Raw genomic sequence first — 20,319 nt, forward strand, 5'->3', positions numbered from 1 at the left:
CTTGTATGTTCGCAGCCAATTCGACTGCACGCACAAGGAATCTAGGAGTCCCGCACTGTGACGATCCTGGGTATCGGCCTGGACTTGGTCACCATCTCCGAGTTCGCCGAACAACTGGAACGCACCGGAACCACCATGCTCCGGGAGAGTTTCACCGCTGGGGAACGGCGCTACTGCCAAAGCAAGGGCACCGACCCGGCCCGGAGTTACGCCATCCGGTGGGCCGCCAAGGAGGCGGTCATCAAGGCGTGGGCGACCTCTCGCTTCGCCCGCAGCCCGCAGATCGGGGACAACCCGTACCCGTTGATCGAGGTCGTGAACGACGCCTGGGGACGGCCCAGCATCAAATTGCACGGGCTGGCAGCGGAATTCCTGCCCCGGGTGCGAGTTCACCTGTCGCTCACCCACGATGGCGACACCGCCGCCGCCATGGTGGTGCTGGAGGATCCGGGCGAACTGGCCGATCTGATGCGCGACTGATCCGCAGGGGGAGGGTCGCGGTTACTCCGGATCGAAGGTGGTGCGCTGCCCGCCGGAGCGCGATTCCTTTTCCGCGATCAGCAGATACGCCACCATGAGGCGCTTGAGCTCGGCGACGGCGTCCTCATGGCTGAGCCCGTCCTGCACCGAGAAGTTCAGCATCGAGTACACGACGTGCACCAGCACCTGCGCCATCATGGAGCGGCGGCCGCGCGGGGTGCGCGGCATGAGCGGGCGCAGCATCTGCGAAACCGCTTCGGCGAACTCCTTTTCGTGGATCGCGCCGGTCGCGCGCGTGGACGGGGTGGACTGCATGGCCAGCCACACCTCGCGCCGCGACGGGTCGGTCATCCACAGATCGGCCAGGTGATCGACCAGCTGCGTCATGTGCCGCAGCCAGTCCATGGACGGGATCTCGCCGTGGAAATCGGCCAGTTCCTGCGAAACCGCTACCAGGTCTTGGCGATTCAGCTCGCAGACGATGACGTACTTGTTGGCGAAGAACTGGTAGAGGGTGCCGATCGGCACTTCGGCGCGGGCCGCGACCTCTTCGCAGGTGAACGATTCGAAGCCGACCTCGACGAGTAATTCCCGGGATGCCTGCAGCAGGGCGTCGAACTTGCGTTTTGATCGTTCCTGCGTCGGGCGGCGACGGGGCATCAGCTCCTGTGGATCGTCCTGCAGCTCCAACGCAGGGTCCGGTCGTCGCGTCGACCCGGTTCCCGTGCGTGCTTCCACGATGAACAGCCTACGGGTAGCGACACGCGCATGACACGCTGCGGTACTTCGTGTGTCATCGCATCCCACCCATCCACGCCGCGTTCGGCTCCGAAGACCCATCGCAGCTGCCTCCCAGCTGCGGATCTCTGCCGGCGCATATCGACTGTCCGTTCGCCAGTACGTCGACGTTGGAAGGCTGATTGTGGTTGCTTCTACCCCTGTTCGTTCCGCGGTGACCATCGGCGTCGCCACCGAGCGCGGCACGGTGCGCGCGGTGGCCCTCACCGAAGACGGCGACAAGGTGTCCGAGCGTGTGGTGCTCGAGCGTGTCGAACCGATCACCGGAGATACGAAGGCCGACTTGGCGGTCGCGGTGGAAGTGGCGCTGGAGGACATCGCCGACCGGATCGGTACGGGCCGTGAGATTCTCGGCGCGGCGGTCGCCTATCGGGATGCCGCCGAGCGCCGCGCGATCGTCACCAAGCTGGCCGCCGGCTCCTGGCGCGACGCCTCCCTGGTGTCGGCCAAGGCCGCGCATCTCGCGATGGCGCGCGCCATGACCTGGGTGGATGAATTCGAGGATCTCGCCATCTGCGAGGTGGTGCCCGGCTTCCAGGCCTTCTCGCTCATCTCGCCCGAGCGCAGCCGGGTGCTCGCCGCGGTGACGCTCACCGGCGGCGCGGCCACCGAGGAGGCCATGCGCACAGCCGTCACCGCCGCCTGGGACCAGTTCGACGCGGCGGGTGTGAAGCCGGACGCGGTGGTGCTGATCGGTTCGGCCGCAACCGAACCCGCGGTGGTGGCCGCCCTGGAGTCGGGCTTCGGCGCACCGGTCATCCCGTGCTCGGTGGCGGCGGCCGCACCGGCCATCGGCGCGGCCCTGGCCGCCCTGCCCGAGGCCGAGTTCGCGGGCGAGGCCGCCGACCGCATCCGCCGCGCCCGCGGTACCGCGGCCCTGTTCGCGGCGGCCAGCGTGCTGGCGGGCGGTCTGGTGGCGGGCGGGATCTATACCTCGGGCAGTGATTCCAAGAAGGTTCCGGCCCCGATGCTCATCGATTCCCGGGTCTCCGCCGACCCGCGCAACGGTGCCGAGCATCCGGCCGGCGAGGCACCGGCGCCCGCCGGAACCGACATCGGATCCGGCGGTCCCTTCGTCGACGGGCTGCCGGTCGGCCCGGTCGATCCGACGGATGGGGTTACGCCGAACAACTACGGTCAGCCCGCGTACGGTCAGCCCACACCCGAACTGCAGCCCAGCGATATGGTGACCATCGATCCGGCCACGCTCAACTGGGGTCCGCGCGGCGACGACCCGCGGACCGGCGGAAAACCCAGGCCGCTGATCAAGGCCCGCCCGGAGCCGGAGGTCGCCTCGAATTCGGGGTCGATCATCCCGGCCCCGACCCACGCGGTCGGCGCACCCACCGAATCCGGGCTGTTCCCGGGCGAACTCGCGCCCCCGCCGTTGGACACGACCGAGTTCTCTTCCTGGTGGGACAACCACTGGCGCATGATGCTCCAGTGGGCCGCACAGGCGTTGCCGAAGGTGTAGCGGCTTCCCTTTCCCGAGAAATCCCGGCCCGAATCAGGGCCGGGATTCCGGGTTTTCGCGGTCAGACCGACAGGTCGCGGCGCAGCTTGGCGACGTGCCCGGTGGCCTTCACGTTGTACTGCGCGACCTCGATCTTCCCGTTCTCGTCGACCAGGAAGGTGGACCGGATAACGCCGGTGACCTTCTTGCCGTACATCATCTTCTCGCCGAACGCGCCGTAGGCGGACAGCACCTCCTTGTCCGGGTCGGACAGCAGCGGGAAGGTGAGCTGCTCGGTGTCGCGGAACTTGGCGAGCTTGGCCGGCTTGTCGGGGGAGATGCCGACGACCTCGAGGCCGGCGCCTTCGAGATCGGCCAGGTTGTCGCGGAAATCGCAGGCCTGCTTGGTGCAGCCGGGCGTGCTGGCGGCCGGGTAGAAGTAGACGATCACCTTGCGCCCGCGGTAGTCCGACAGCGAGACGTCCTTGCCGTCGGCGTCGGGCAGGGTGAAGGCGGGCGCGGTGTCGCCGGGACTGAGTCGGTGATTCTCGGTCATGCCGCCACGCTAGTCGACGGGCTCGAGCCGGTGTTGGCGATACACTCCTGAACAGGTCGGCTCGCATGCGCCTGTGTCGCGCGAACGGCCCCGAGACGACAATGCCGCCTTCCAGCGCGGTTTCCAGACAGGAGTGTGACGTGGCGAGAGATACCGAGGCGATCGAGCGGGAGATCGAGGCAGCACGCAACCGGCTCGCGAGCACCCTCGATGAACTCGCGGTCCGCGCCGATCCCCAGCGGCTGGCCGACAATGCCAAGCGGTCGGTCCTGGCGAAGCTGAACGAGCCCAAGATCAAATACAGCCTCATCGGCGCCGGCGCCCTGGTCGCGACCCTCGTCGTGGTCAAGATCTTCCGCCGCTGAGCAGCGCCGGCTCTCGGACACTCAGGGGTCACCCCTGAATCCCGAACCCGAATATGGCCCGGTCCAACAGGACCGGGCCATATTCGTATCGCTGGGTCCCCAATGCCATGCGGCCCGGTCCGAAAGGACCGGGCCGCATTGGCTTTTGGGGTTTCAGGGGCGTGTCCCTGAGAGCCCGAGAGTTGTCAGACGGTGGGGCAAGCCATTCCGGTGCCGTCCGGGTCCAGGTGCGGGCTGTAGCCGGGCTGGCCGCGGAACAGCGGCGCCACGCCGGCCGCGCGGGCCTGGTCGCAGTTCTCGTAGACGGGTCCGCCGGCCGAACCGGTCTGGGACAGGCCCGCCGAGCCGGTGGCGGCGGAGCCGGTGTCGATGGCGGAGGAACCGGTGCCGGAGGAACCGGTGGGGACGTCGGCGAGGGCGACGGTCTGGGCTGCGATGGTCGTCAGTCCTGCGACGCTGGCGGTGACGAGAAGCCGGCGAACGTTCATGTATTCCTCAATGTCGGCGCAATAGGGGTGGCAACTGGCCCGGTTCGGCGCGGATGTGCCACCGCCGCCGCAAGCGCTTGCGGCGCGGTGACCGGTCCGGGCTCGGCGTCGAGTTTTCTGGCGCAACGTTGCATTGTCAACCGGATGGGCTATTCATCCAGGTGAATTAGGGGATTTGCCCCGAATGCCGGAACCTCTTCTGCCGGTGGGTGTCTCATTCGCCCCGGTCGGAAATGCGCTCGCGCATTGACGATTTCCGCCAGAACTACGCAAATTGGACGGTCAGTACTGTACGGCAGAACGATGCTCGATGGCCGCGCGGATTCGCCGTGAAGTTCCTGAGTATCTTCTTGGTGTCCGTGTCAACTATTCGCCGATACTATGGATGCCATGACACGCTGGCTGACCGATGCGGAACAGACGACCTGGCAGGCCTACATTCGCATGCGGCAACGCCTGGACGCCGCCCTCGCCGCCGGGCTGGCCCAGGACGGACTGTCGACCTCCGACTACGAGGTGCTGGTCGCGCTGTCCGCGGCCGGTGGCCAGCTGCGCGCCAAAGAACTCGGCGTGGAGATCTGCTGGGACAAGAGCCGCCTGTCCAAGCATCTGTCGCGGATGGCGACCCGCGGCCTGGTCGATCGCTGCCAGGCCGTCGACGACGCCCGCGGCCGGGAGGTGCGGCTGACCGATGCCGGACGCCGGGCGCTCGAGGCCGCCGCCCCCAATCACGTGGAGCTGGTGCGGCGGCTGTTCATCGACGAGATGACCGCCGAGGAGGCGGCCGCGCTGCGCTCGCTGGCCGAACGGGTCGTCGCCGAGGTCGAGCGCACCGACGTGGAGGGCATCGCCTAGTCCTCGGGCCGCTCGAACTGGGCGCGCTTCCAGTCGCCGAACGGTTCGTCGCGCTCACGGACGGCCTCGCGGAAACCGGCGGTGGCCGAACGCAATTGGAAGGCGTAACCCTCGCGGGTGTGCCGCGAGATGCCATCGAACACGGTGCTGACCATGCCGGAGTTCGCCACGCCCTGATTGAGCAGCGCACTGTTGAGCGCCAGCTTCGCCATCACCAGCTGATTGATCGGCACCCGCGAAATGCGTTCCAGCAGTTCCTCGGTGCGTTCGTCCAGCTCGGCGGACGGCGGTGCCTCGATGGCCAGGCCCCACTCCAGCGCCTGCTTGCCGCTGAGGCTGTCGCCGGTGAACAGCAGTCGCTTGGCGCGCTGGTCGCCGACCCGGTGCGCCCACATGCCCGCGGCCGGAATACCCCAGGTCCGGGTGGGCGGGTAGCCGAAGCGGGCGTCCTCGGCGCAGATGATCTGGTCGGCGAACAGTGCGATATCGGTGCCGCCGGCGATGGCGAAGCCGTGCACCTTGGCGACGGTCGGCTTGTTGGCGTGCAGCAGGCTGGCGAAGCCGCGGTTGAAACGCGACATCATGGCGTAGTCGACCATGGGATCCCAAGTGCCCCAGGGATTGTGATTGCGCGCCTGCACGACCGGGTCGAGCACGGTGCCCTCGGTCGGCTGGGCGCCCTCGGCCGGGGCAACGGTGCCGGCCTCGTGATTGTACTCGGCGAAGATCGACAGGTCGTAGCCGCCACAGAAGCCCTTGCCGCGCCCGCTCACCACGATGACGTGCACGCGCGGATCCAGATCGGCCCGCTCGACGGCGGCGGCCAGCTCGATCGGGGTGTCGGCGGTGATGGCATTGCCGCGTTCGGGCCGGTTGAAGGTGATGCGGGCGATGCGGCCGGTCACCTCGTAGGTCAGCGTGCGGCCGGTGTATTCGTTCACCGGTTCCGGGCGGCCCGCGAACAGCGAGTCGTCACCGCCGGTCAGATCGTCGCGCCAGGCAGCCGGGCGGGTGCCGGAGTGGTTCTCGTAGTCGGGGGACACTCAAGCAGTGAACCCCGGTTCATTTCTTGCTGTCAAGGGTTTCCGGGTGTTCCTACTCCCAGGGTTTGACCGGCGGTTTCACCCAGAGGATCTTCTCGTCCAACCGCTCCCGGCGAGCCTGCGGATGCCCCGGATTGCGCTCGGCCCAGGCGTCCTTCTCGCCGAGCAGCCCGGCCACCACCTGCCAGGTCTCATCGGTGCTGGGCGGATTGGTGTCGGCCGCCCGCGCGAGCTTGCGCCGTTGTGCGGCGGGCAGTTCCAGCAGTTCGGGTCCGCTGATGCCGCGCGCCCAGAGATAGGCCGCCAGCCGCCGGGCCTTCTCCTCCCGGCTGCGGCTGGCGTGATCGGAGTGTGCGTAGTCGGCCATATCTTCCTCGAACTCCGCGCAACCCCGCAGGTCGCGGGCCATGTCTCCTCGACCCTACCGGAGCGCCGGGGCCGGCTCGCCGGGCGCTCCGCCGGGATCGAGGGCAAGCCCGCCGTGTCCTCGAATCTCCGGGAGTCACAGAGCTTTTGCGGTTACCGTGGTCGCATGCCGGATGCCGTGCGTATCGATGGTCTGGTCATTGCCCGCGCCACCCCGGCGGAATGGGCCACCGTGGTGGAGTGGGCTGCCGCCGAGGGGTGGAACCCGGGGCTGCGTGATGTCACCGCGTTCTTCGCGCAGGATCCCGACGGGTTCCTGCTCGGGCGGGTGAACGGGGAGCCCGCCACCGCGGTCTCGGTGGTCAACTATGGCGACGACTACGCGTTCTTGGGTTTCTATCTGGTGCGCCCGGACCTGCGCGGGCGCGGGTTCGGCCTGGCCACCTGGGAAGCCGGGCTGAAGCACGCGGGGGAGCGGGTCGTCGGGCTCGACGGAGTTCCCGCGCAGCAGGACAACTATCGGCGCAGCGGGTTCGAACTCGCCTACAGCAGTGCGCGATTCGTGGGCGTGCCGCGCCTGCCGCTGCCGGATGACACGGTCACCGCGCTCGCGCCGGCGGATTTCGCGGCGCTGCAACCGTACGACTCGGCGTGCTATCCCGCGGATCGGCCGGTGTTCCTCAGCGCCTGGCTCGCCGAGCCGGGGCATCGGACCTTCGCCCGCATTGTCGACGGCACGGTCACCGGCTACGCCACCCTGCGTCCGGCCCGGGATTCGCTACGGGTGGGCCCACTGTTCGCCGACACCCCCGGCGACGCGCATCAGCTGCTGGCCGCGCTCGCCGCCCACGCGGCGGGTATGCCGCTGGCGGTGGATGTCCCGCTCGTCAACGAGCCCGCGGTGCGGTTGATGGAGGCGGCCGGGTTGACCCCGAGCTTCGAGACCGCGCGGATGTACACCGGGCCCGTCCGGGCGTATCACCGGGAGCGGGTCTACGGTGCGACCTCCCTCGAACTCGGCTGAGCGGTAGTGGAATTCGTCACCAGGCCGACGGGCGCACCCGGCCGGGCGTGACGACTCGCGTGAGGGCATTGCGCAGTTCGACCGTGGCCGCCGGTCCCAGCGTGGCGGCCCACCGCTCGGTGAAGCGGGCCGCGGCGGCGTCGGCGGCGCGGGTGCACGCCCACCCGCGTTCGGTGAGTGTGACGAGCTTGGCGCGCGCGTCGTGCGGATGCGGATTGCGTTGCGCGTAGCCCTTTTTGACGAGTTCCTCGACCAGCTGGCTGGCGGCCTGCTTGGTCACCCCGAGATGGTCGGCGATCTCGCCGACCGTCGCGCCGTTCGGCGCCATGCGCACGAAGGCGAAGCCGTGGGTGGGCCGGATGTCGGTGAATCCGGCCGCGACGCACCCGGCGTTGATGGCGTCGGTGACCTCCGCGGCGGCCGCGAGCAGTAGCAGCGGCAGGTCCTGTGCGTATCCGGGCATGTCTGGAATCTTGGCACTTGACAAAGAAGTCAACAAACTTGACTATATAGTCAAGCCGCTTGACCAAGGGAGATGGCAATGCCTGTAATCCACGCCGCCGACGCCCAGTCCCACGAGATGCACGGCTCCCGCTTCACCCCGCTGGTCCGCCCCAGCACCGGCAGCAGCGAACTGTGCCTGTGGCGGCTGGAGGTCGCGCCCGGCACCCAGGGTGTCCCGCACCGCGTGCTCCGTGAGGAGGCGTTCGTCCTGCTCGCGGGCTCGATCACGCTGACCATCGACGGCGAGGCCGCGCGGCTGGCACCCGGTGACGCGGCGGTGGCTCCGGCCGGATCCACCATCCGCCTGGACAATCCGGATGACCGGACCGCCGAAGTGCTCGTCAACGCGCCCGTCGGTTTCACCGGCGAGCTGCTCGACGGCACCGTCGTCAATCCGCCGTGGGTGAACTGATCATCCGCTGATTGGGACGTGGGTCTTCCCTCCCGTTTCTGCAACGTGTTCTAATTCGGGAGCTCATCAACCGGTAGGGGAGGCACCATGGCCGCGTTCTTCACCCACGAGAACGGTCGCTTCACGGCGACTCGTATGGCGGTCAGCGCCTGGTCGTCGGGACAACTCGCGGGCACCGCCGTCTGCGGCCTGCTGGCCCACGAACTCGAAACGCACCGCCCCGGACCCGATTTCGTGCCCGCCCGCTTCACCGTCGACCTGTTCAGTCCGGTCCTGAACGAGCCCATCGAACTGCGCAGCTCGATCGTCCGCGACGGCAATCGAATCCGGGTGGCCGATGCCGCCATCATCCAGCACGATCGCGTGCGTGCCCGCGCCACCGTGCAATTCCTGGTCGCCACCGCCGAGCCGCCGGGCCGGATCTGGCAGCCCGCCCAGGACCTCCCCGCCCCCGCGGCCCGGCTCGACGGCCCCGAGGGCAGCCCGCCGCTGTTCAAGTCCGGATCCTTCGACTGGACCCACGATTTCGCCTCCGGCGTCAATCCGCACCGGAAGGCGGCCTGGAACAACGTCCCGTCCCTCATCGAGGGCGTGCCCATCACCCCGTTCGAGCGCGCGGCCTTCGTGAGCGACTCCACCAACCTCGTCTGCAACTGGGGCACCGAGGGCATCGGCTACATCAACACCGATGTCACCATGACGCTGTCCCGCCTTCCCGAGGGGGTGGAACTGGGTCTTCAAGCCCGAGACCACGTCTCCTCGAACGGCATTGCCGTCTCCACGGCGACTCTCTACGACCGCAGTGGCGAGCTCGGCGTCTGCACCATCACCGCGCTGTCCAATGCCGGCCGTCAGGTCGATATGGCCGCCTTCGCCGAAGCTCAGGCCTTCCCCGCCTCCGCCAACTGACCGGTCCGGGTCGATGTGCGTTGGCGCACATCAGCGCCCGAACGAGCCGACCGGGTCCGATCCGACTCGGCTCCAAGGGAATACGGTTCGGGCCCGGCAATCCGCCGGGCCTGAGCCGGTTTTCACGCGGTGCTCGCGGGCGGCGTCTGCCGGTGATCGAGGCAGCTGCGGACGAAGTCCTGTACGACCGGATCGGTGTCCGCGCCGGGCCGCCAGGCCACGCCGGCCCGGCTCGGGCTCACCCCGCTGACCGGGCGGTAGACGATGCCGGGACGCGTGTAGAAGCGTGCCGCGGATTCGGGCGCGAGGGCGATCCCGTCACCGTTGGCGATGCAGATCAGCCAATCGTCGGGGTGTTCGGTGACCGCGCCGATCCGCACCGGATGTCCGTCGCGCTCGTCGGCCGCCAGCCAATAGTCGCGCCACGCACCTGTTTCCGGCGGGGCCGCCACGAACGGCTCGTCCCATAGTTCACGGAACGGGATCACTTCGCGGGTGGCGAGCGGGTGCGAGGCGCGTAGCGCGACCCAACGCGGTTCGGTCAGCAGCAACTCCACCCGGAACCGCTCCTGACCGGGAAATGGCAACCGCAGCAACGCGACATCGACCTCTCCGGCGGCCAGCCCCGCAGTCGGGTTCGACCAGGCCGCCTGGCGCATCTCGATACGCCATTCCGGACGGCGGCGGACGAAATCCGCGATGATGAGCTGGGTGGCCTCATTGGCTCCGCCCGCGATGAACCCGACCCGCAGCACGCGCGCCGCCGCGCTCGCGGCGCTCATCGTCTCGGTCAGCGCCCGATCCCAGCTGGTCAGTACCTCCGGCGCCCACTGTGCGAGCGCCCGCCCCGATTCCGTCAGTGCCATACCGGATTTCGACCGCGTGAACAGCCGCACCCCGAGCTGGTTCTCCAACTGCTTGATCTGCTTGGTCAGCGCCGGCTGCGACACGAACAACCCCTCTGCCGCGCGGGTCAGATTCCCTTCCCGGGCCACCGCCGCGAAATACCTCAGCAACCGCGTGTCCACATCCATGCCATCAGGTTATAGATGCAGGTATTGGACGCGGAAAGTCGCAGTCGGCCAGCATCGTTGGGTGTCCATCGCCTATCTGGTAATCACCCTCGTCACGATCGCAATCAACGGTGGAATGGCCGTCGCCGACTTCGCCCGGGCAAAGTTCGTCCTGGCCAATTCGGCCGAGGTGAACTTCCCCGCGTCCTGGATCCCCCTTGCCGGCACTGCGAAAGCGGCCGGCGCCCTCGGCCTCCTACTCGGCCTCCTCGGCGCCCGCCCCCTCGGCATCGCCGCCGCCCTCGGCCTGGTCCTCTACTTCATCGCCGCAATCGTCGTCCACATCCGCGCCCGGGTGCTCCACAACATCGCTTTCCCTGCAATGTACTTCGCCTTCGCCGCAGCATCCCTGACCTTCGCCCTCGCCCGATAACGCCATCCCGACTCCGGCGTTGCGCGCAGCCGGCTTCCGAGTCAGGTCGAACACCTGCGCGGCCGCTGCGAGTCGGTTCGCTCAGACGTCAGTGTGGTTTTCGGCGAGGCGGTTCGGTTCATGGAGTAGTTCGCGGGTCAGGAGAGTGGCGCCCGCGACGGCACCCGGCATGAGGAATACCGCGACCAGCGGCACCAGAAAGGCCAGCCCGAGGGGAACGCCGAAGCCCCATGCCAAGCCTTTGCGGGCGCGGAGCAGAGCCAGCTGCTCGCGCAGGTGAACCGTGCGTCGCTGGAGTGCAACCGAGGTGAGCTCCTGCGTGAGGAAGAACCCGGTGACGAACACCGCGACAACCGGAATCACAGTCTGACCGACGACGGGGACGAACCCCAGCACGAACAACAGCACAGCCCACACCATGGCCCGCACCAGAATCCGAACACTGTCACGAACCGACACCCACAACTCCAGCCACCAGGAAAGCCCAGACTCCGGCGCAATCCCATCCGGCGAGACCGACCGATCAACCCGCTGCGAGACCACGTCATAGAAGGGCGCCCCGATCACCAAAGTCACGGCGGTGAACGTCAGTACGGCAGCCAACACCGCAAGCGCGACCAGCGCGATGCTCAACGCCCCGCGAAACAACCCCGCCCACGGACTCGGCCAGTGATCCGCAAACGGCGTCACTGTCTCGGTCAGATCTCCACCCCACGCCATCACCGCGATCAACGCCCCCACGTACAACACCAACGTCACCAGCGCCGGCACGATCCCGAACCCGAACTCCCGCGGCCGCCGAGCCACCCACCGCTGCCCCCGCACAAAATATGTGAACCCAGCCCCGAAATCGCGCATCCCCGAACGATACTGGCGCCGCCCTCGATTCCCGCCCGCCTGCCGCGGCAAACGATTGAACCACCGTCGTTGGTTTCCATCCATTCAGCCGCGGCGAATCCGGCGACGTCGCCTGCCGGCCCGTGCGAGGATCACAGACGGCTTGGCGCTCAATGACTTCGACAGGATCGATATGACCCAGACTTCGGCAGGATCGAAATGACGCGAAACCAGCTGTCTGCCGTCCAATCACTGGCGGTGGTTGGATTTCTGCTTTTGATTCTCGGGGTCGCGACCTTCTCGCTGGCGTACACCGCCGCCGCCGAGGTCTTCGGCGGCCTGGGGATCATCTCGATGATCGGGGCCGCGATCACTTGGGCGACCCTCAAACCCCCGAAGTAGCACCCCGTCATACCCAACTGCAGCACGAGGGATCCACCAAGCCGATAGTGGCCCTCGGCGCGGACCCCAGCGGCTGCGCCCCGCCGACCCGGGTGTGGGGCTGGACATAGTTGATGGCGGCCGGGTGCGCGCACCGTTATGGTGTTCCTGCGACGTGGGGAAGTTCCTGGATCTATAGCTGGGGGCCGAGTTGAGTTCCTCCGCGTCGTCCAAATACTCAGCAAACCTTCGATCGCACAGGTCGGGGGCTTGATTCATGTGCGGGCACAACCGATGAAGGGCTGCGTTCCGCAGTGGCGGAGCCCCGGCAGATCTTCTCTCCAGTGTGCTCGTCGGTTCGGTCGTGGGTGATCGGCAACCCGAACCTCTGGAATGCCGCGAACATGGCGTTGCCGGCCACGCCCGCGGCCGGGAACTACTACCCCGTCACGACCACGACGTTTTCTGCCTGTGGTCCTTTCGCCCCCTGCACCACGTCGTACTCGACCCGGTCGTTCTCCTGCAGCGACTTGTACCCAGTGGACTGGATCGCGCTGAAGTGGACGAATACGTCCGGTCCACCCGCATCCTGCGTAATGAACCCGAATCCCTTGTCGGCGTTGAAGAATTTCACAGTGCCTGTTGCCATTGGCCGGCCCCTTCACATCGGACGAGTGGACCGCTCGAGCCTACCGGCCAACTCGTACCTGCACCGGCCGGACACGGCGAAGTGGCGGCCCTTCGCATCGCCGTCGGCCGCTGCAGCGTCCCGGCTCGAGCGCGATTCCGCCAGTGACCCGCAGTTTGCTCGTGGGCATCAGTTCGGTGATGTGGTGTGATCGGCCCAGTGGAGGGCCGCGGCCTTCCTTCCGGCGCGTTCCCGGCGGCGGCGAATGCCGAGTCGGAGTAGTCCGTCCACGGTCGGGTTGCTGTTCGCCGCGGCCGCGGAGTCCATCGCCGAGCACGCGTCGCTCGGAGCGGTCTCGGGCGGCACCACCAGCAGGACGAGCCTGCGGTGGCGCGGCGTGCCGGTCAGTTCGACCGTGTGCGCCGGGGTGTAGCCGTGCCAGTCCAGCCGTACCGGCTGCCCGGCGACGGTGAGCGGGCCGGTGGGTGTGTCCCAGTCGATCAGGTAGTACTCCACTCGCAGGACCGAGCCGAGGCGCGCCGCGAGGATGGTGATCAGGCCGGGGAGCTCGGTGACGAGATCGCCGGTGTAGGGCCACCAGGCTCCGTCGACGTACCCGGTCTTCGGGGCTGCGGGTTTCAGCAACACGCGTGGAGTGGGTTCACCCAGCCCTGGTCGGCCGTCGATATCGGCGCGGGTCGGCTGTGGTGTGCGGGTCATTTGCGTCGTCATGGTGTGACGTCGTCCTGTCTCGGCCTCGAACGGGCCGGTTCTCCGAGAATCAGCTGCCGAAACGGTCTGGATACGACCGGATGCGATACACCGCCGATGTGATCAGCCTACGCCGAACACCGTCGGTCTGATTTGTAGACCTACATCGTTGACACCATCGCATGACCGGCGTCTACTGGAGGTACGAATACGGCGTGGCCGGGGGCCGGCTCCCGGGCGCTGAATCAGGAGTTCTGCCATGAAACAGCTGCGCATCCACCGTCATCTCGCCCACCATCGCGCCGGGCCCGGGTACACGCCCCGCCTCGAACTGAGGCCGAAGGACCGGCCCGCGGAATACCTCGACGGTGCGTGGTGGCCCCGATCCACGGACCTCGTCACCGAACTGCCCGATCTGCTGGCGGTACTCGCGGTCCGGCTGGGCCCGGTACACCGCATTGTCTACGACCAGCGGAGCTGGCTGCCCGCGCCCGGACGCATCGCCATCGACGGCGTGCAGATCCAACTCGACGCCTTTTCCTTCGAGCTGGGCAACACCATGTACGTCCTCAGCGGCGCTGACGACATGCTCGTCCTGCAAGTGATCGCATCGACCGCCGATCCGGATATCGCGCACACCACGCTGAGGGCGGCCGTCGCCCGGCGTCCCCGGCCGGGCGTGCACGACATCGAGTGATCGACGCCCACGCGGCTGCGCGCGAATCACCTGGCAACGCAGAGGAATCCGCATTGTCGCCGAGGGCGAATCGCTGGCGTCCGCGGCACCGTACGCCCCGTCCCGTGAACGCCTCGACGGCCACCCTCCGGAAGCAGGCCCTAACTCATGATCCCCTTTGTAGGTGCGAGACGCCCGTTCATCGGTCCCGTCTCCGATCGCGTCCAGCCTTTCCCAGCGCCGACCCGCACGCCCCGGCTGATGTTGCGGGAGCGCGGCGCCGCCAGCGGCGACGTCGACGGCGCATGGTGGCCCTGGACCGCCAACCTCACTGCCGAACTGCACGATCTGATCAGCGCCGTCACTCCGCGCATGGGGTCGATAGCCCGCATCGGATTCGACTGGAATGCACGGAGTCTGGCCCAACGCCGCATCGATCACGACGACGGCGTCGAGCTGCGCGGCCCCGGTATCGACCAGCCGCCCACCGTCATGCGACTGATCGGAACGGACGGCAGCCAACTGACCCTCCTCGTCATCCCGTTCGACACCCCGGTCCATCGCGCCGACGAGCAGATGCGGCAGGCGGCGCGGTGTAGAGCACCCTCGCGCCGGTAATCCGCGGAGATACCGCCGACCTGGACCGAAGCGCGCGCCCGCCGCTCGGAGGCGCGGTTTGCGTCGCAATGTCAACGGTGTCTGTCTACGATCGGGCGATCGGATACTCCGATGGGAATGGAGGATCTCCCGCATGGCCGAACGCCCTGCCGGTCGCAAGCCCACCCGATCCGCGAACCGGCAGTCGGATCCGAGCATCGTCGCCCGCGGTGGCGGCACGGTCACCCGGGCTGTGGTGTTGACCGCAGCGCTCGAGCTGATCGATCGTGACGGCGTCGACGGGTTGTCGATGCGACGCCTGGCCGAAGCTGTGGGGCGTGATCCGATGGTCATATACCGGCACGTGGCGAGCAAGGCCGCGGTGCTCGACGGCGTCGCCGAGATCGTGTTCGCACAGCTGTCGGTCGATACCGAGGACACCGATTGGATCGGCCAATTACGGGTCGTCGCACGGGATTTCCGTCAGCTGGCATTAGCTCATCCGCGGGTGGTTCCGCTGCTGGTGACCCGGCCACTGGCCACCCCGCTGGGCCTGCGCCCGGCGTCGGTGGTTCGTCCCCTGGAGGACATCCTCGAACTGCTCACCCGCGCAGGGTTTTCCGGCGCCGACGCGCTGCATGTCTACCGCGCCCTGTTCGGATTTCTCTACGGGCATGTGCTCAACGAGCTGCAGGAGATCGTGGAGCGACCCGAGGAGACCGACGAGGTGCTGCGCCTGGGACTGTATCGCCTTCCGCTCGCGGAGTTCCCGCTGGTGCGGGGACTCGCGCCGGTCCTGGCCGCCTACGACGGCGCCGCCGAGCTCGAACGCGGCCTCGATATCCTGCTGACCGGTCTCACTGCGACGCTGCCCGATCCCAGGCGTTGACATCCGCCTGCGCCCCGCCCTCGGATTCCCAACGCTGTTGTACGGCGACCATGTCGATGTCCTCGACCGGGGTGATGACACGAAGGATGAGCCGGGTGCCGATGTCGGCACCGTGAACCTCGAGGATGCGGGCGGGCATGCGCCGGTAGCCATCGAGCCGCACCTGCCGCCCGTCGAAGTCGAGTGTGCTCGGTGCGGCGGCCCATTCGCAGAGGTGGTGGATCACTCGATGGATCGGACCGAGCCGACGGGTGAGCGCTGTGAGCAGGTCCGGAAGCTCGGTGGCGAGGTCGCGACTGTGCGGCCACCAGAATCCGTCGACGGCCCCGGTGCCGCCGGTGTCGAGCGCGAGCCGCAGCTGGTGGGCCGGCCCTGCCGGTCGATCTGCGTTGTGTTGCGGTGTCATCCTCCACGCTTCCTTCCCGGCCGGGTCGCGGCCGCGGACATGGTGGTGGTGAGGCCGGTGAGCAGGATGTCGAGGCCGCGTTCGAGCTCGGTCGCGCCGTCGTAACCGGCCAGGTCCGAGGCGAGACCGCGCAGCAGGGGGAATTCGCCGATCGGGAGGTGATACAGACCCAGGCGCAGCAGATCGTCGGTCTCCTCGGGGTGTTCGACGAGTTCCTGGAGTTCGTTGAGGATGTGCCCGTTCAGGAATCCGAACAGCGCCCGATAAATGTGCAGCGCGTCGGCGCTGCTGAAGTCGGCTCGGGTGAGCAATTCGAGGATGTGTTCCAGCGGCCGCAGGGTGCCCAGGGGCCGTAGTGCCAGTGGCGTGGCCAGGGGAAGGGTGACCAGCAGCGACACGGTGTTCGGGTGAGCGACGGCAAGCTTGCGGAAATCGCGTGCGACACTGCGTAATTGGTGGCGCCAGTCGGAGTCGGTGGGGTCGACGGTCAACTGTGCGAGCACGAGCTCGGCGACCCCGTCGAGAAGTGCGGCCTTGTTCGCGGCATGTCGGTAGAGGACCATCGGGTCCCGGCCGAGCGCCTGCCCGAGACGTCGCATCGAGAGCCGCTCGACGCTGTCGCGGTCGATGATCTCGAGCGCGGCGGTCAGCATCGCGTCTCGGGTCAGGGGGTCGTTCCGGGTGTTCGTCCGATTCGCCGGGTGGGCGTGGGCGCCGGTCGGGCCGGCTCTGGTTCGATTCATCGCTTCAGCGCCTCTGCATCGGAGTGGAATACCTACGCTGTCATTCTACGTCGTAGACATAGTCTGTAGTAGCAATCTAAGCTGGAAGAAGACCGGCATCGTCGCAAGGTTGATGGCTTGTCCGAGGCAGCTGCCCCGGCGAACAGGGGGCATGGCGAATGGCGATTACGCAGGTCGCGGTCTACGCGCACTTGACCGCGGCGGATGTCGAGGCGCTCAGCCGGGAGCTCGACGCGATCCGCCGCGACATCGAGGAGCGGCTCGGCGCCCGAGACGCGGCCTACATCCGTCGGACAATCGCGTTTCAACGCATCCTCGACCTGGGATCACGTCTCGTCATCTCCTGTAGCAGAACGAATCTCGGCGTGGCGCTGGGTGTCGTGGCACTGGCGGGCGCGAAGAGTATCGAGAACATGGAGATCGGCCACAATGTGTGCCACGGCCAATGGGACTGGATGAACGATCCGGAAATCCATTCCAGCACATGGGAGTGGGACATGGCCGGTGTGTCGTCGCAGTGGCGGTACTCGCACAACTACCGCCATCACGTGTTCACGAATGTGCTCGGCGTCGACGACGATATCGGCTTCGGCGTGATGCGGGTGACTCGCGACCAGCCGTGGCGGGCGCGACTGCTGGTGCAGCCCCTGCAAAACCTTTTTCTAGCAGTAACTTTCGAGTGGGGGATCGCCCTGCATGGCCTGTACTCCGAACGTGATCGCGCGGCGACCGGAGCCGAGAAGGCTACGCACACCAGGGAGTTGATCCGCAAGATCGGCCGGCAGACGGGGAAGGACTATCTGCTCTTCCCGGCGCTGAGCGGACGGCGCTGGCGTCGCACCCTCGCCGCGAACACGGCCGCCAACACGTTGCGCAATCTGTGGGCCTATGTCGTGATTTTCTGCGGTCATTTCCCCGATGGCGCAGAGAAGTTCACGTCCGCCGCGATCGAGCACGAGACCAAGCCGGAATGGTATCTGCGGCAGATGCTGGGCACCGCGAACTTCGATGCCGGACCGGTGCTGGCCTTTCTGAGCGGGCACCTGTCCCACCAGATCGAACATCACCTGTTTCCCGACCTGCCCAGCAACCGCTATCCCGAGATCGCTCAGCGGGTCCGCGCCCTCTGCGACAAATACGACCTGCCCTACACCACCGGGCCACTGCCGCGGCAGTACCTGCTTGCTCTGCGCACGATCAACAAGCTCGCCCTTCCGGACGCCTTCCTGACCGCCACCTCCGATGACGCTCCCGAGACCTGCTCGGAAAGAAGATTCGGCTCGCTCCCCGAGCACGGTGTCGATTCGTCCCCGGGCCGCCGCGGGCTTCGCACCGCACTCGCGGAACGGACCCGTCGCCGCCCGTATCGGAGCGGCGCGAGCGGGACGCGCAGCTACCCCCGGGGCGCGGTGTGATGACAGCGTCGGTACGCGGATATCCCTTCCGCAGTGGGAGATTCGTCCCGCCCGGAACTTCCGGCAATAGCGCCCGGCGGCGAGGCGGACGGGTAGGCTCGACCGTACGCCGGGCCGCTCGCGGATCGCATCGATGCGGGCAGTCGGATCATCCCGAACATGCGGCGGCCGGATCGGATCCCATACATGGGTGTATGCGGTATAGCGAGACCGAAATCGCTTGTCGTGCAAGCTATGTATCGCATTCGAGAGGTTTCCATGTCCGAAGATCTTCTCGGTTCTCGCCCGTCGGCGACGAGGCCGAGGTGCGACCCGCCGCCAGGAATCCGGGTCGGCGATCGCGATGTCGGCCGGTGCTCGCGACCGTCCACGAAATCGTCAGGGTCGGCTGAGCCCGGTTCGCGCGGAGCTCCTGAATCGCCGATCGCCTCGTAGACCTGATCGCGAGTCCGGGAACGGGCGTTGACGATGGGCGGCGGGGCGATCTAGGTTCGGCAGATGCCGGTCGACGAGGACAGCAGCGGGTACCGCTGGAGCGATGTGCCCGCGGACCGGTTACGGCAGGAAATGACCGAGGCGTTGGGTGCGTTTCCTCGTCGAGCCGTCGATCCTGACGGCCGCAAGCCCGCCGCGGTCGTGATCGCGATAGTCGATCACGGTGGGGAACAAGGATTTTGGCTGACCGAGCGGTCGTCGGGGCTGCGGGCTCACGCCGGGCAATTGGCCTTGCCCGGTGGCAGGCTGGATCCGGGGGAGGACTCGGAAACGGCGGCATTGCGCGAGCTGCACGAGGAATTGGGAATCGCTCTGCCCAGATCGGCGGTGCTCGGGCTGCTCGACGATTACCCGACCCGTTCCGGCTATGTGATGACCCCCGTGGTCGCGTGGGTCGGCGACGCATCGGCTCTCACCCCCAACCCCGCCGAAGTGGCTGCGGTGCACTGGATTCCACTGTCCGACCTCGATGTCACCCCTCGCTTCGCCCCGGTCCCCGGTTCCGACCGCCCCACCATCCAGCTACCCCTGCTGGGCGGCCACCTGCACGCCCCCGCTGCCGCGATCCTCCACCAGTTCCGCGAGGTCGCCATGCACCGCCGCCCCACCCGCGTCGACCATATGGACCAGCCCCGTTTCGCCTGGGAATGAGCGGAATCGATCGGACCCAACCGATGTGGCCATCATTATTACGGCAGCGCTGCCATCGTGGGCGCTGGCCAACGCCCACCGCGCGGTCGGCCTGGCGGCCTTCGCCGAAAGGCAAGCCTTCCGCGCCTCCGCAAAACTGAACCGGTGATAACGATTCGGTCGCTTGACCTATCGGTTGCCGGGTCATCTCGTACGGTCTGTGGCTATTCGCCCGAGCTCGACCGCGAGGATCTATATCGTGAATCTGAAATACTGCTTGTCCACTGTTGCGATCGTCGCTGCGGGGACCCTCGTCAGTATCGCCCCCGCTACCGCCGACGCCGGCACGAAGTATGTGGCGCTGGGGGATTCGTACGCGGCGGGAGTCGGGATCTCCAACATCCTCGACAAGACCTGCTCACGCTCCGATCGCAACTACGCCCACCTGTTCGCGGCGGCACGCGGTTACAGCCTCACCGATGTCACGTGTGGCGGCGCGACGACCGACTCGGTGACCAGCACCCAGCTCTCCGCCGTCACCGCCGACACCAATCTGGTCACCCTGGGTGTCGGCGGCAACGACATCGGCTTCACCGACATCGTGAAGGACTGTGTGACGGCGGGAACCCTGGGCACGGGATCCGGGACGGGCAGCGCCGTACTCCAAAATCTCGGAACGGGAATCGCCAGCGGTAGTGCCGAGGCGCTGCTGGGGTGCAAGAACAAGTACGACGCCTCGATGCCGACCCGGCTGTCGCAGGCCTCGGCCAGGGTCGCGAAACTGGTGTCCGACATCAAGACCCGAGCCCCGCAGGCGCGGGTCGTCCTGGTCGGTTACCCGCACATCCTGCCCGACAACGCGGCCCTGTGCGCCGGGCGGCAGCCGGTGCTGCCCGCCGATGTCGACTGGGCGCGTGACACCGTCGTCGGCGGATTGAACACCATGCTGCGTTCCCAGGCCGGCACCGAGTACTTCAGCACCTACGAGATCTACAGCGGTCACGATGTCTGCGAGGAGATCCCGGACCGCTGGGTCAACGGCACCTCGGTCGACAATGGCGAAGGCGCGCAATTCCATCCGAATCAGTACGGGCACGCGGCCACCGCGCAGAAGATGGCAGCCACGCTCTGATAGCCTGCGCCGGGGCCTCCCTCGTCCCCTCCCCGCCGCCCGGGCCGCAGCGCCCGGGCTGCCGTGATCGTCGATGGCAA

Annotated in this window: 28 protein-coding genes; 16 read left to right on the forward strand and 12 right to left on the reverse strand. The window is 67.5% G+C overall.

From position 1 onward, the window contains the following. The first annotated feature begins 57 nt into the window (after nucleotides 1–57). Nucleotides 58–480, forward strand: coding sequence for a holo-ACP synthase (locus ACFXN1_RS35395; protein WP_354834180.1), 423 nt, complete (start codon nucleotides 58–60; stop codon nucleotides 478–480). A 21-nt stretch (nucleotides 481–501) separates the two neighbouring features. On the opposite strand, the gene ACFXN1_RS35400 is transcribed toward ACFXN1_RS35395, so the two are convergent. After that, nucleotides 502–1,140, reverse strand: coding sequence for a TetR/AcrR family transcriptional regulator (locus tag ACFXN1_RS35400; RefSeq protein WP_230329926.1), 639 nt, complete (start codon nucleotides 1,138–1,140; stop codon nucleotides 502–504). A gap of 292 nt (nucleotides 1,141–1,432) precedes the next feature. Here ACFXN1_RS35400 and ACFXN1_RS35405 point away from each other — a divergent pair, with 292 nt between their 5' ends. Continuing rightward, nucleotides 1,433–2,752, forward strand: coding sequence for a hypothetical protein (locus ACFXN1_RS35405; protein ID WP_379436837.1), 1,320 nt, complete (start codon nucleotides 1,433–1,435; stop codon nucleotides 2,750–2,752). A 61-nt stretch (nucleotides 2,753–2,813) separates the two neighbouring features. Here ACFXN1_RS35405 and bcp read toward each other — a convergent pair whose 3' ends face one another. Next, nucleotides 2,814–3,287, reverse strand: a complete 474-nt coding sequence (bcp, locus tag ACFXN1_RS35410; protein ID WP_357010875.1) for a thioredoxin-dependent thiol peroxidase — start codon at nucleotides 3,285–3,287, stop codon at nucleotides 2,814–2,816. A gap of 140 nt (nucleotides 3,288–3,427) precedes the next feature. Here bcp and ACFXN1_RS35415 point away from each other — a divergent pair, with 140 nt between their 5' ends. Further along, nucleotides 3,428–3,652: a DUF3618 domain-containing protein gene (locus ACFXN1_RS35415; RefSeq protein WP_354834192.1), complete on the forward strand. Its 225-nt coding sequence runs from the start codon at nucleotides 3,428–3,430 to the stop codon at nucleotides 3,650–3,652. 185 nt (nucleotides 3,653–3,837) lie between these two features. Here the strand turns inward: ACFXN1_RS35415 and ACFXN1_RS35420 are convergent, their stop codons facing one another. Further along, complete coding sequence (locus tag ACFXN1_RS35420; RefSeq protein ID WP_364621204.1) at nucleotides 3,838–4,140, reverse strand: excalibur calcium-binding domain-containing protein; 303 nt, start codon at nucleotides 4,138–4,140, stop codon at nucleotides 3,838–3,840. A 390-nt stretch (nucleotides 4,141–4,530) separates the two neighbouring features. Here ACFXN1_RS35420 and ACFXN1_RS35425 point away from each other — a divergent pair, with 390 nt between their 5' ends. Continuing rightward, the gene (locus ACFXN1_RS35425; protein WP_379436839.1) at nucleotides 4,531–4,995 is read left to right on the forward strand and encodes a MarR family winged helix-turn-helix transcriptional regulator; all 465 of its coding nucleotides are present in this window, start codon (nucleotides 4,531–4,533) and stop codon (nucleotides 4,993–4,995) included. On the opposite strand, the gene ACFXN1_RS35430 is transcribed toward ACFXN1_RS35425, so the two are convergent. Both ACFXN1_RS35430 and ACFXN1_RS35435 read right to left on the reverse strand, forming a co-directional pair. Beyond that, nucleotides 4,992–6,038: a crotonase/enoyl-CoA hydratase family protein gene (locus tag ACFXN1_RS35430; protein ID WP_379436840.1), complete on the reverse strand. Its 1,047-nt coding sequence runs from the start codon at nucleotides 6,036–6,038 to the stop codon at nucleotides 4,992–4,994. The genes ACFXN1_RS35425 and ACFXN1_RS35430 overlap by 4 nt on opposite strands. Nucleotides 6,039–6,090: 52 nt before the next feature. Then, complete coding sequence (locus ACFXN1_RS35435; protein WP_357010865.1) at nucleotides 6,091–6,405, reverse strand: hypothetical protein; 315 nt, start codon at nucleotides 6,403–6,405, stop codon at nucleotides 6,091–6,093. 165 nt (nucleotides 6,406–6,570) lie between these two features. On the opposite strand from ACFXN1_RS35435, the gene ACFXN1_RS35440 reads away from it, so the two are divergent. Then, a complete protein-coding gene (locus ACFXN1_RS35440) occupies nucleotides 6,571–7,428 on the forward strand; it encodes a GNAT family N-acetyltransferase (protein ID WP_379436842.1) in 858 nt (285 codons plus the stop codon). Between the two features lie 16 nt (nucleotides 7,429–7,444). Here the strand turns inward: ACFXN1_RS35440 and ACFXN1_RS35445 are convergent, their stop codons facing one another. After that, the gene (locus ACFXN1_RS35445) at nucleotides 7,445–7,891 is read right to left on the reverse strand and encodes a MarR family winged helix-turn-helix transcriptional regulator (protein WP_379400848.1); all 447 of its coding nucleotides are present in this window, start codon (nucleotides 7,889–7,891) and stop codon (nucleotides 7,445–7,447) included. A 78-nt stretch (nucleotides 7,892–7,969) separates the two neighbouring features. On the opposite strand from ACFXN1_RS35445, the gene ACFXN1_RS35450 reads away from it, so the two are divergent. Both ACFXN1_RS35450 and ACFXN1_RS35455 read left to right on the forward strand, forming a co-directional pair. Then, nucleotides 7,970–8,344, forward strand: a complete 375-nt coding sequence (locus ACFXN1_RS35450) for a cupin domain-containing protein (RefSeq protein WP_379400849.1) — start codon at nucleotides 7,970–7,972, stop codon at nucleotides 8,342–8,344. An 87-nt stretch (nucleotides 8,345–8,431) separates the two neighbouring features. Next, on the forward strand, nucleotides 8,432–9,253 hold the full coding sequence (locus tag ACFXN1_RS35455; RefSeq protein ID WP_379436844.1) for a thioesterase family protein: 822 nt from the start codon (nucleotides 8,432–8,434) through the stop codon (nucleotides 9,251–9,253). A gap of 122 nt (nucleotides 9,254–9,375) precedes the next feature. On the opposite strand, the gene ACFXN1_RS35460 is transcribed toward ACFXN1_RS35455, so the two are convergent. After that, a complete protein-coding gene (locus tag ACFXN1_RS35460; protein WP_379436846.1) occupies nucleotides 9,376–10,287 on the reverse strand; it encodes a LysR family transcriptional regulator in 912 nt (303 codons plus the stop codon). 61 nt (nucleotides 10,288–10,348) lie between these two features. Here ACFXN1_RS35460 and ACFXN1_RS35465 point away from each other — a divergent pair, with 61 nt between their 5' ends. Then, the gene (locus tag ACFXN1_RS35465) at nucleotides 10,349–10,699 is read left to right on the forward strand and encodes a DoxX family protein (protein ID WP_379400852.1); all 351 of its coding nucleotides are present in this window, start codon (nucleotides 10,349–10,351) and stop codon (nucleotides 10,697–10,699) included. Between the two features lie 81 nt (nucleotides 10,700–10,780). On the opposite strand, the gene ACFXN1_RS35470 is transcribed toward ACFXN1_RS35465, so the two are convergent. Continuing rightward, nucleotides 10,781–11,641, reverse strand: a complete 861-nt coding sequence (locus ACFXN1_RS35470; protein ID WP_379436847.1) for an EI24 domain-containing protein — start codon at nucleotides 11,639–11,641, stop codon at nucleotides 10,781–10,783. Nucleotides 11,642–11,755: 114 nt separating this feature from the next. Here ACFXN1_RS35470 and ACFXN1_RS35475 point away from each other — a divergent pair, with 114 nt between their 5' ends. Then, nucleotides 11,756–11,938 (forward strand): hypothetical protein, encoded by a 183-nt coding sequence (locus ACFXN1_RS35475; RefSeq protein ID WP_379400854.1) that lies wholly within the window; start codon nucleotides 11,756–11,758, stop codon nucleotides 11,936–11,938. A gap of 418 nt (nucleotides 11,939–12,356) precedes the next feature. Here ACFXN1_RS35475 and ACFXN1_RS35480 read toward each other — a convergent pair whose 3' ends face one another. Together ACFXN1_RS35480 and ACFXN1_RS35485 are read right to left on the reverse strand one after the other, a co-directional pair. Next, on the reverse strand, nucleotides 12,357–12,566 hold the full coding sequence (locus tag ACFXN1_RS35480; RefSeq protein ID WP_379388808.1) for a cold-shock protein: 210 nt from the start codon (nucleotides 12,564–12,566) through the stop codon (nucleotides 12,357–12,359). Between the two features lie 168 nt (nucleotides 12,567–12,734). After that, nucleotides 12,735–13,277: a DUF5994 family protein gene (locus ACFXN1_RS35485; RefSeq protein ID WP_379436849.1), complete on the reverse strand. Its 543-nt coding sequence runs from the start codon at nucleotides 13,275–13,277 to the stop codon at nucleotides 12,735–12,737. 238 nt (nucleotides 13,278–13,515) lie between these two features. On the opposite strand from ACFXN1_RS35485, the gene ACFXN1_RS35490 reads away from it, so the two are divergent. The 3 genes from ACFXN1_RS35490 (at nucleotide 13,516) to ACFXN1_RS35500 (ending at nucleotide 15,418) form a co-directional block, all read left to right on the forward strand. Beyond that, on the forward strand, nucleotides 13,516–13,953 hold the full coding sequence (locus ACFXN1_RS35490) for a DUF5994 family protein (protein ID WP_379436850.1): 438 nt from the start codon (nucleotides 13,516–13,518) through the stop codon (nucleotides 13,951–13,953). Between the two features lie 147 nt (nucleotides 13,954–14,100). Then, on the forward strand, nucleotides 14,101–14,550 hold the full coding sequence (locus ACFXN1_RS35495) for a DUF5994 family protein (RefSeq protein WP_379436852.1): 450 nt from the start codon (nucleotides 14,101–14,103) through the stop codon (nucleotides 14,548–14,550). Between the two features lie 133 nt (nucleotides 14,551–14,683). After that, nucleotides 14,684–15,418: a TetR/AcrR family transcriptional regulator C-terminal domain-containing protein gene (locus ACFXN1_RS35500; RefSeq protein WP_379400859.1), complete on the forward strand. Its 735-nt coding sequence runs from the start codon at nucleotides 14,684–14,686 to the stop codon at nucleotides 15,416–15,418. Here ACFXN1_RS35500 and ACFXN1_RS35505 read toward each other — a convergent pair. Both ACFXN1_RS35505 and ACFXN1_RS35510 read right to left on the reverse strand, forming a co-directional pair. Next, on the reverse strand, nucleotides 15,387–15,824 hold the full coding sequence (locus ACFXN1_RS35505; protein ID WP_379436853.1) for a DUF5994 family protein: 438 nt from the start codon (nucleotides 15,822–15,824) through the stop codon (nucleotides 15,387–15,389). The genes ACFXN1_RS35500 and ACFXN1_RS35505 overlap by 32 nt on opposite strands. Continuing rightward, the gene (locus tag ACFXN1_RS35510) at nucleotides 15,821–16,567 is read right to left on the reverse strand and encodes a TetR/AcrR family transcriptional regulator C-terminal domain-containing protein (protein WP_379436855.1); all 747 of its coding nucleotides are present in this window, start codon (nucleotides 16,565–16,567) and stop codon (nucleotides 15,821–15,823) included. Before ACFXN1_RS35510 ends, ACFXN1_RS35505 begins: the two co-directional genes overlap by 4 nt. A gap of 158 nt (nucleotides 16,568–16,725) precedes the next feature. On the opposite strand from ACFXN1_RS35510, the gene ACFXN1_RS35515 reads away from it, so the two are divergent. The 4 genes from ACFXN1_RS35515 to ACFXN1_RS35530 all read left to right on the forward strand — a co-directional run bounded on the left by ACFXN1_RS35515 (nucleotide 16,726) and on the right by ACFXN1_RS35530 (nucleotide 20,239). Further along, nucleotides 16,726–17,982 (forward strand): fatty acid desaturase family protein, encoded by a 1,257-nt coding sequence (locus ACFXN1_RS35515; protein ID WP_379436856.1) that lies wholly within the window; start codon nucleotides 16,726–16,728, stop codon nucleotides 17,980–17,982. A 498-nt stretch (nucleotides 17,983–18,480) separates the two neighbouring features. Continuing rightward, nucleotides 18,481–19,128 (forward strand): NUDIX hydrolase, encoded by a 648-nt coding sequence (locus ACFXN1_RS35520; protein ID WP_379400863.1) that lies wholly within the window; start codon nucleotides 18,481–18,483, stop codon nucleotides 19,126–19,128. A gap of 25 nt (nucleotides 19,129–19,153) precedes the next feature. Continuing rightward, nucleotides 19,154–19,276 carry a hypothetical protein gene (locus ACFXN1_RS35525; protein ID WP_379436858.1) on the forward strand — a complete coding sequence of 41 codons (123 nt, stop codon included), beginning with the start codon at nucleotides 19,154–19,156 and terminating at the stop codon, nucleotides 19,274–19,276. Between the two features lie 90 nt (nucleotides 19,277–19,366). Beyond that, nucleotides 19,367–20,239, forward strand: coding sequence for an SGNH/GDSL hydrolase family protein (locus ACFXN1_RS35530; protein WP_379436859.1), 873 nt, complete (start codon nucleotides 19,367–19,369; stop codon nucleotides 20,237–20,239). Nucleotides 20,240–20,319: the final 80 nt, after the last annotated feature.

The organism is Nocardia sp. NPDC059154, from assembly GCF_042755705.1.
Classification (GTDB): domain Bacteria; phylum Actinomycetota; class Actinomycetes; order Mycobacteriales; family Mycobacteriaceae; genus Nocardia.

Bases quoted from the DNA above. Each gene is read 5' to 3' on its own strand.
- ACFXN1_RS35505 (WP_379436853.1), bottom strand. From the start codon at position 15,824: ATGACACCGCAACACAACGCAGATCGACCGGCAGGGCCGGCCCACCAG.
- ACFXN1_RS35460 (WP_379436846.1), bottom strand. From the start codon at position 10,287: ATGGATGTGGACACGCGGTTGCTGAGGTATTTCGCGGCGGTGGCCCGG.
- ACFXN1_RS35480 (WP_379388808.1), bottom strand. From the start codon at position 12,566: ATGGCAACAGGCACTGTGAAATTCTTCAACGCCGACAAGGGATTCGGG.
- ACFXN1_RS35485 (WP_379436849.1), bottom strand. From the start codon at position 13,277: ATGACGACGCAAATGACCCGCACACCACAGCCGACCCGCGCCGATATC.
- ACFXN1_RS35425 (WP_379436839.1), top strand. From the start codon at position 4,531: ATGACACGCTGGCTGACCGATGCGGAACAGACGACCTGGCAGGCCTAC.
- ACFXN1_RS35470 (WP_379436847.1), bottom strand. From the start codon at position 11,641: ATGGATGGAAACCAACGACGGTGGTTCAATCGTTTGCCGCGGCAGGCG.
- ACFXN1_RS35420 (WP_364621204.1), bottom strand. From the start codon at position 4,140: ATGAACGTTCGCCGGCTTCTCGTCACCGCCAGCGTCGCAGGACTGACG.
- ACFXN1_RS35520 (WP_379400863.1), top strand. From the start codon at position 18,481: ATGCCGGTCGACGAGGACAGCAGCGGGTACCGCTGGAGCGATGTGCCC.
- ACFXN1_RS35440 (WP_379436842.1), top strand. From the start codon at position 6,571: ATGCCGGATGCCGTGCGTATCGATGGTCTGGTCATTGCCCGCGCCACC.
- ACFXN1_RS35490 (WP_379436850.1), top strand. From the start codon at position 13,516: ATGAAACAGCTGCGCATCCACCGTCATCTCGCCCACCATCGCGCCGGG.
- ACFXN1_RS35500 (WP_379400859.1), top strand. From the start codon at position 14,684: ATGGCCGAACGCCCTGCCGGTCGCAAGCCCACCCGATCCGCGAACCGG.
- ACFXN1_RS35510 (WP_379436855.1), bottom strand. From the start codon at position 16,567: ATGAATCGAACCAGAGCCGGCCCGACCGGCGCCCACGCCCACCCGGCG.
- ACFXN1_RS35450 (WP_379400849.1), top strand. From the start codon at position 7,970: ATGCCTGTAATCCACGCCGCCGACGCCCAGTCCCACGAGATGCACGGC.
- ACFXN1_RS35455 (WP_379436844.1), top strand. From the start codon at position 8,432: ATGGCCGCGTTCTTCACCCACGAGAACGGTCGCTTCACGGCGACTCGT.
- ACFXN1_RS35515 (WP_379436856.1), top strand. From the start codon at position 16,726: ATGGCGATTACGCAGGTCGCGGTCTACGCGCACTTGACCGCGGCGGAT.
- bcp (WP_357010875.1), bottom strand. From the start codon at position 3,287: ATGACCGAGAATCACCGACTCAGTCCCGGCGACACCGCGCCCGCCTTC.
- ACFXN1_RS35400 (WP_230329926.1), bottom strand. From the start codon at position 1,140: ATGCCCCGTCGCCGCCCGACGCAGGAACGATCAAAACGCAAGTTCGAC.
- ACFXN1_RS35495 (WP_379436852.1), top strand. From the start codon at position 14,101: ATGATCCCCTTTGTAGGTGCGAGACGCCCGTTCATCGGTCCCGTCTCC.
- ACFXN1_RS35475 (WP_379400854.1), top strand. From the start codon at position 11,756: ATGACGCGAAACCAGCTGTCTGCCGTCCAATCACTGGCGGTGGTTGGA.
- ACFXN1_RS35435 (WP_357010865.1), bottom strand. From the start codon at position 6,405: ATGGCCGACTACGCACACTCCGATCACGCCAGCCGCAGCCGGGAGGAG.
- ACFXN1_RS35445 (WP_379400848.1), bottom strand. From the start codon at position 7,891: ATGCCCGGATACGCACAGGACCTGCCGCTGCTACTGCTCGCGGCCGCC.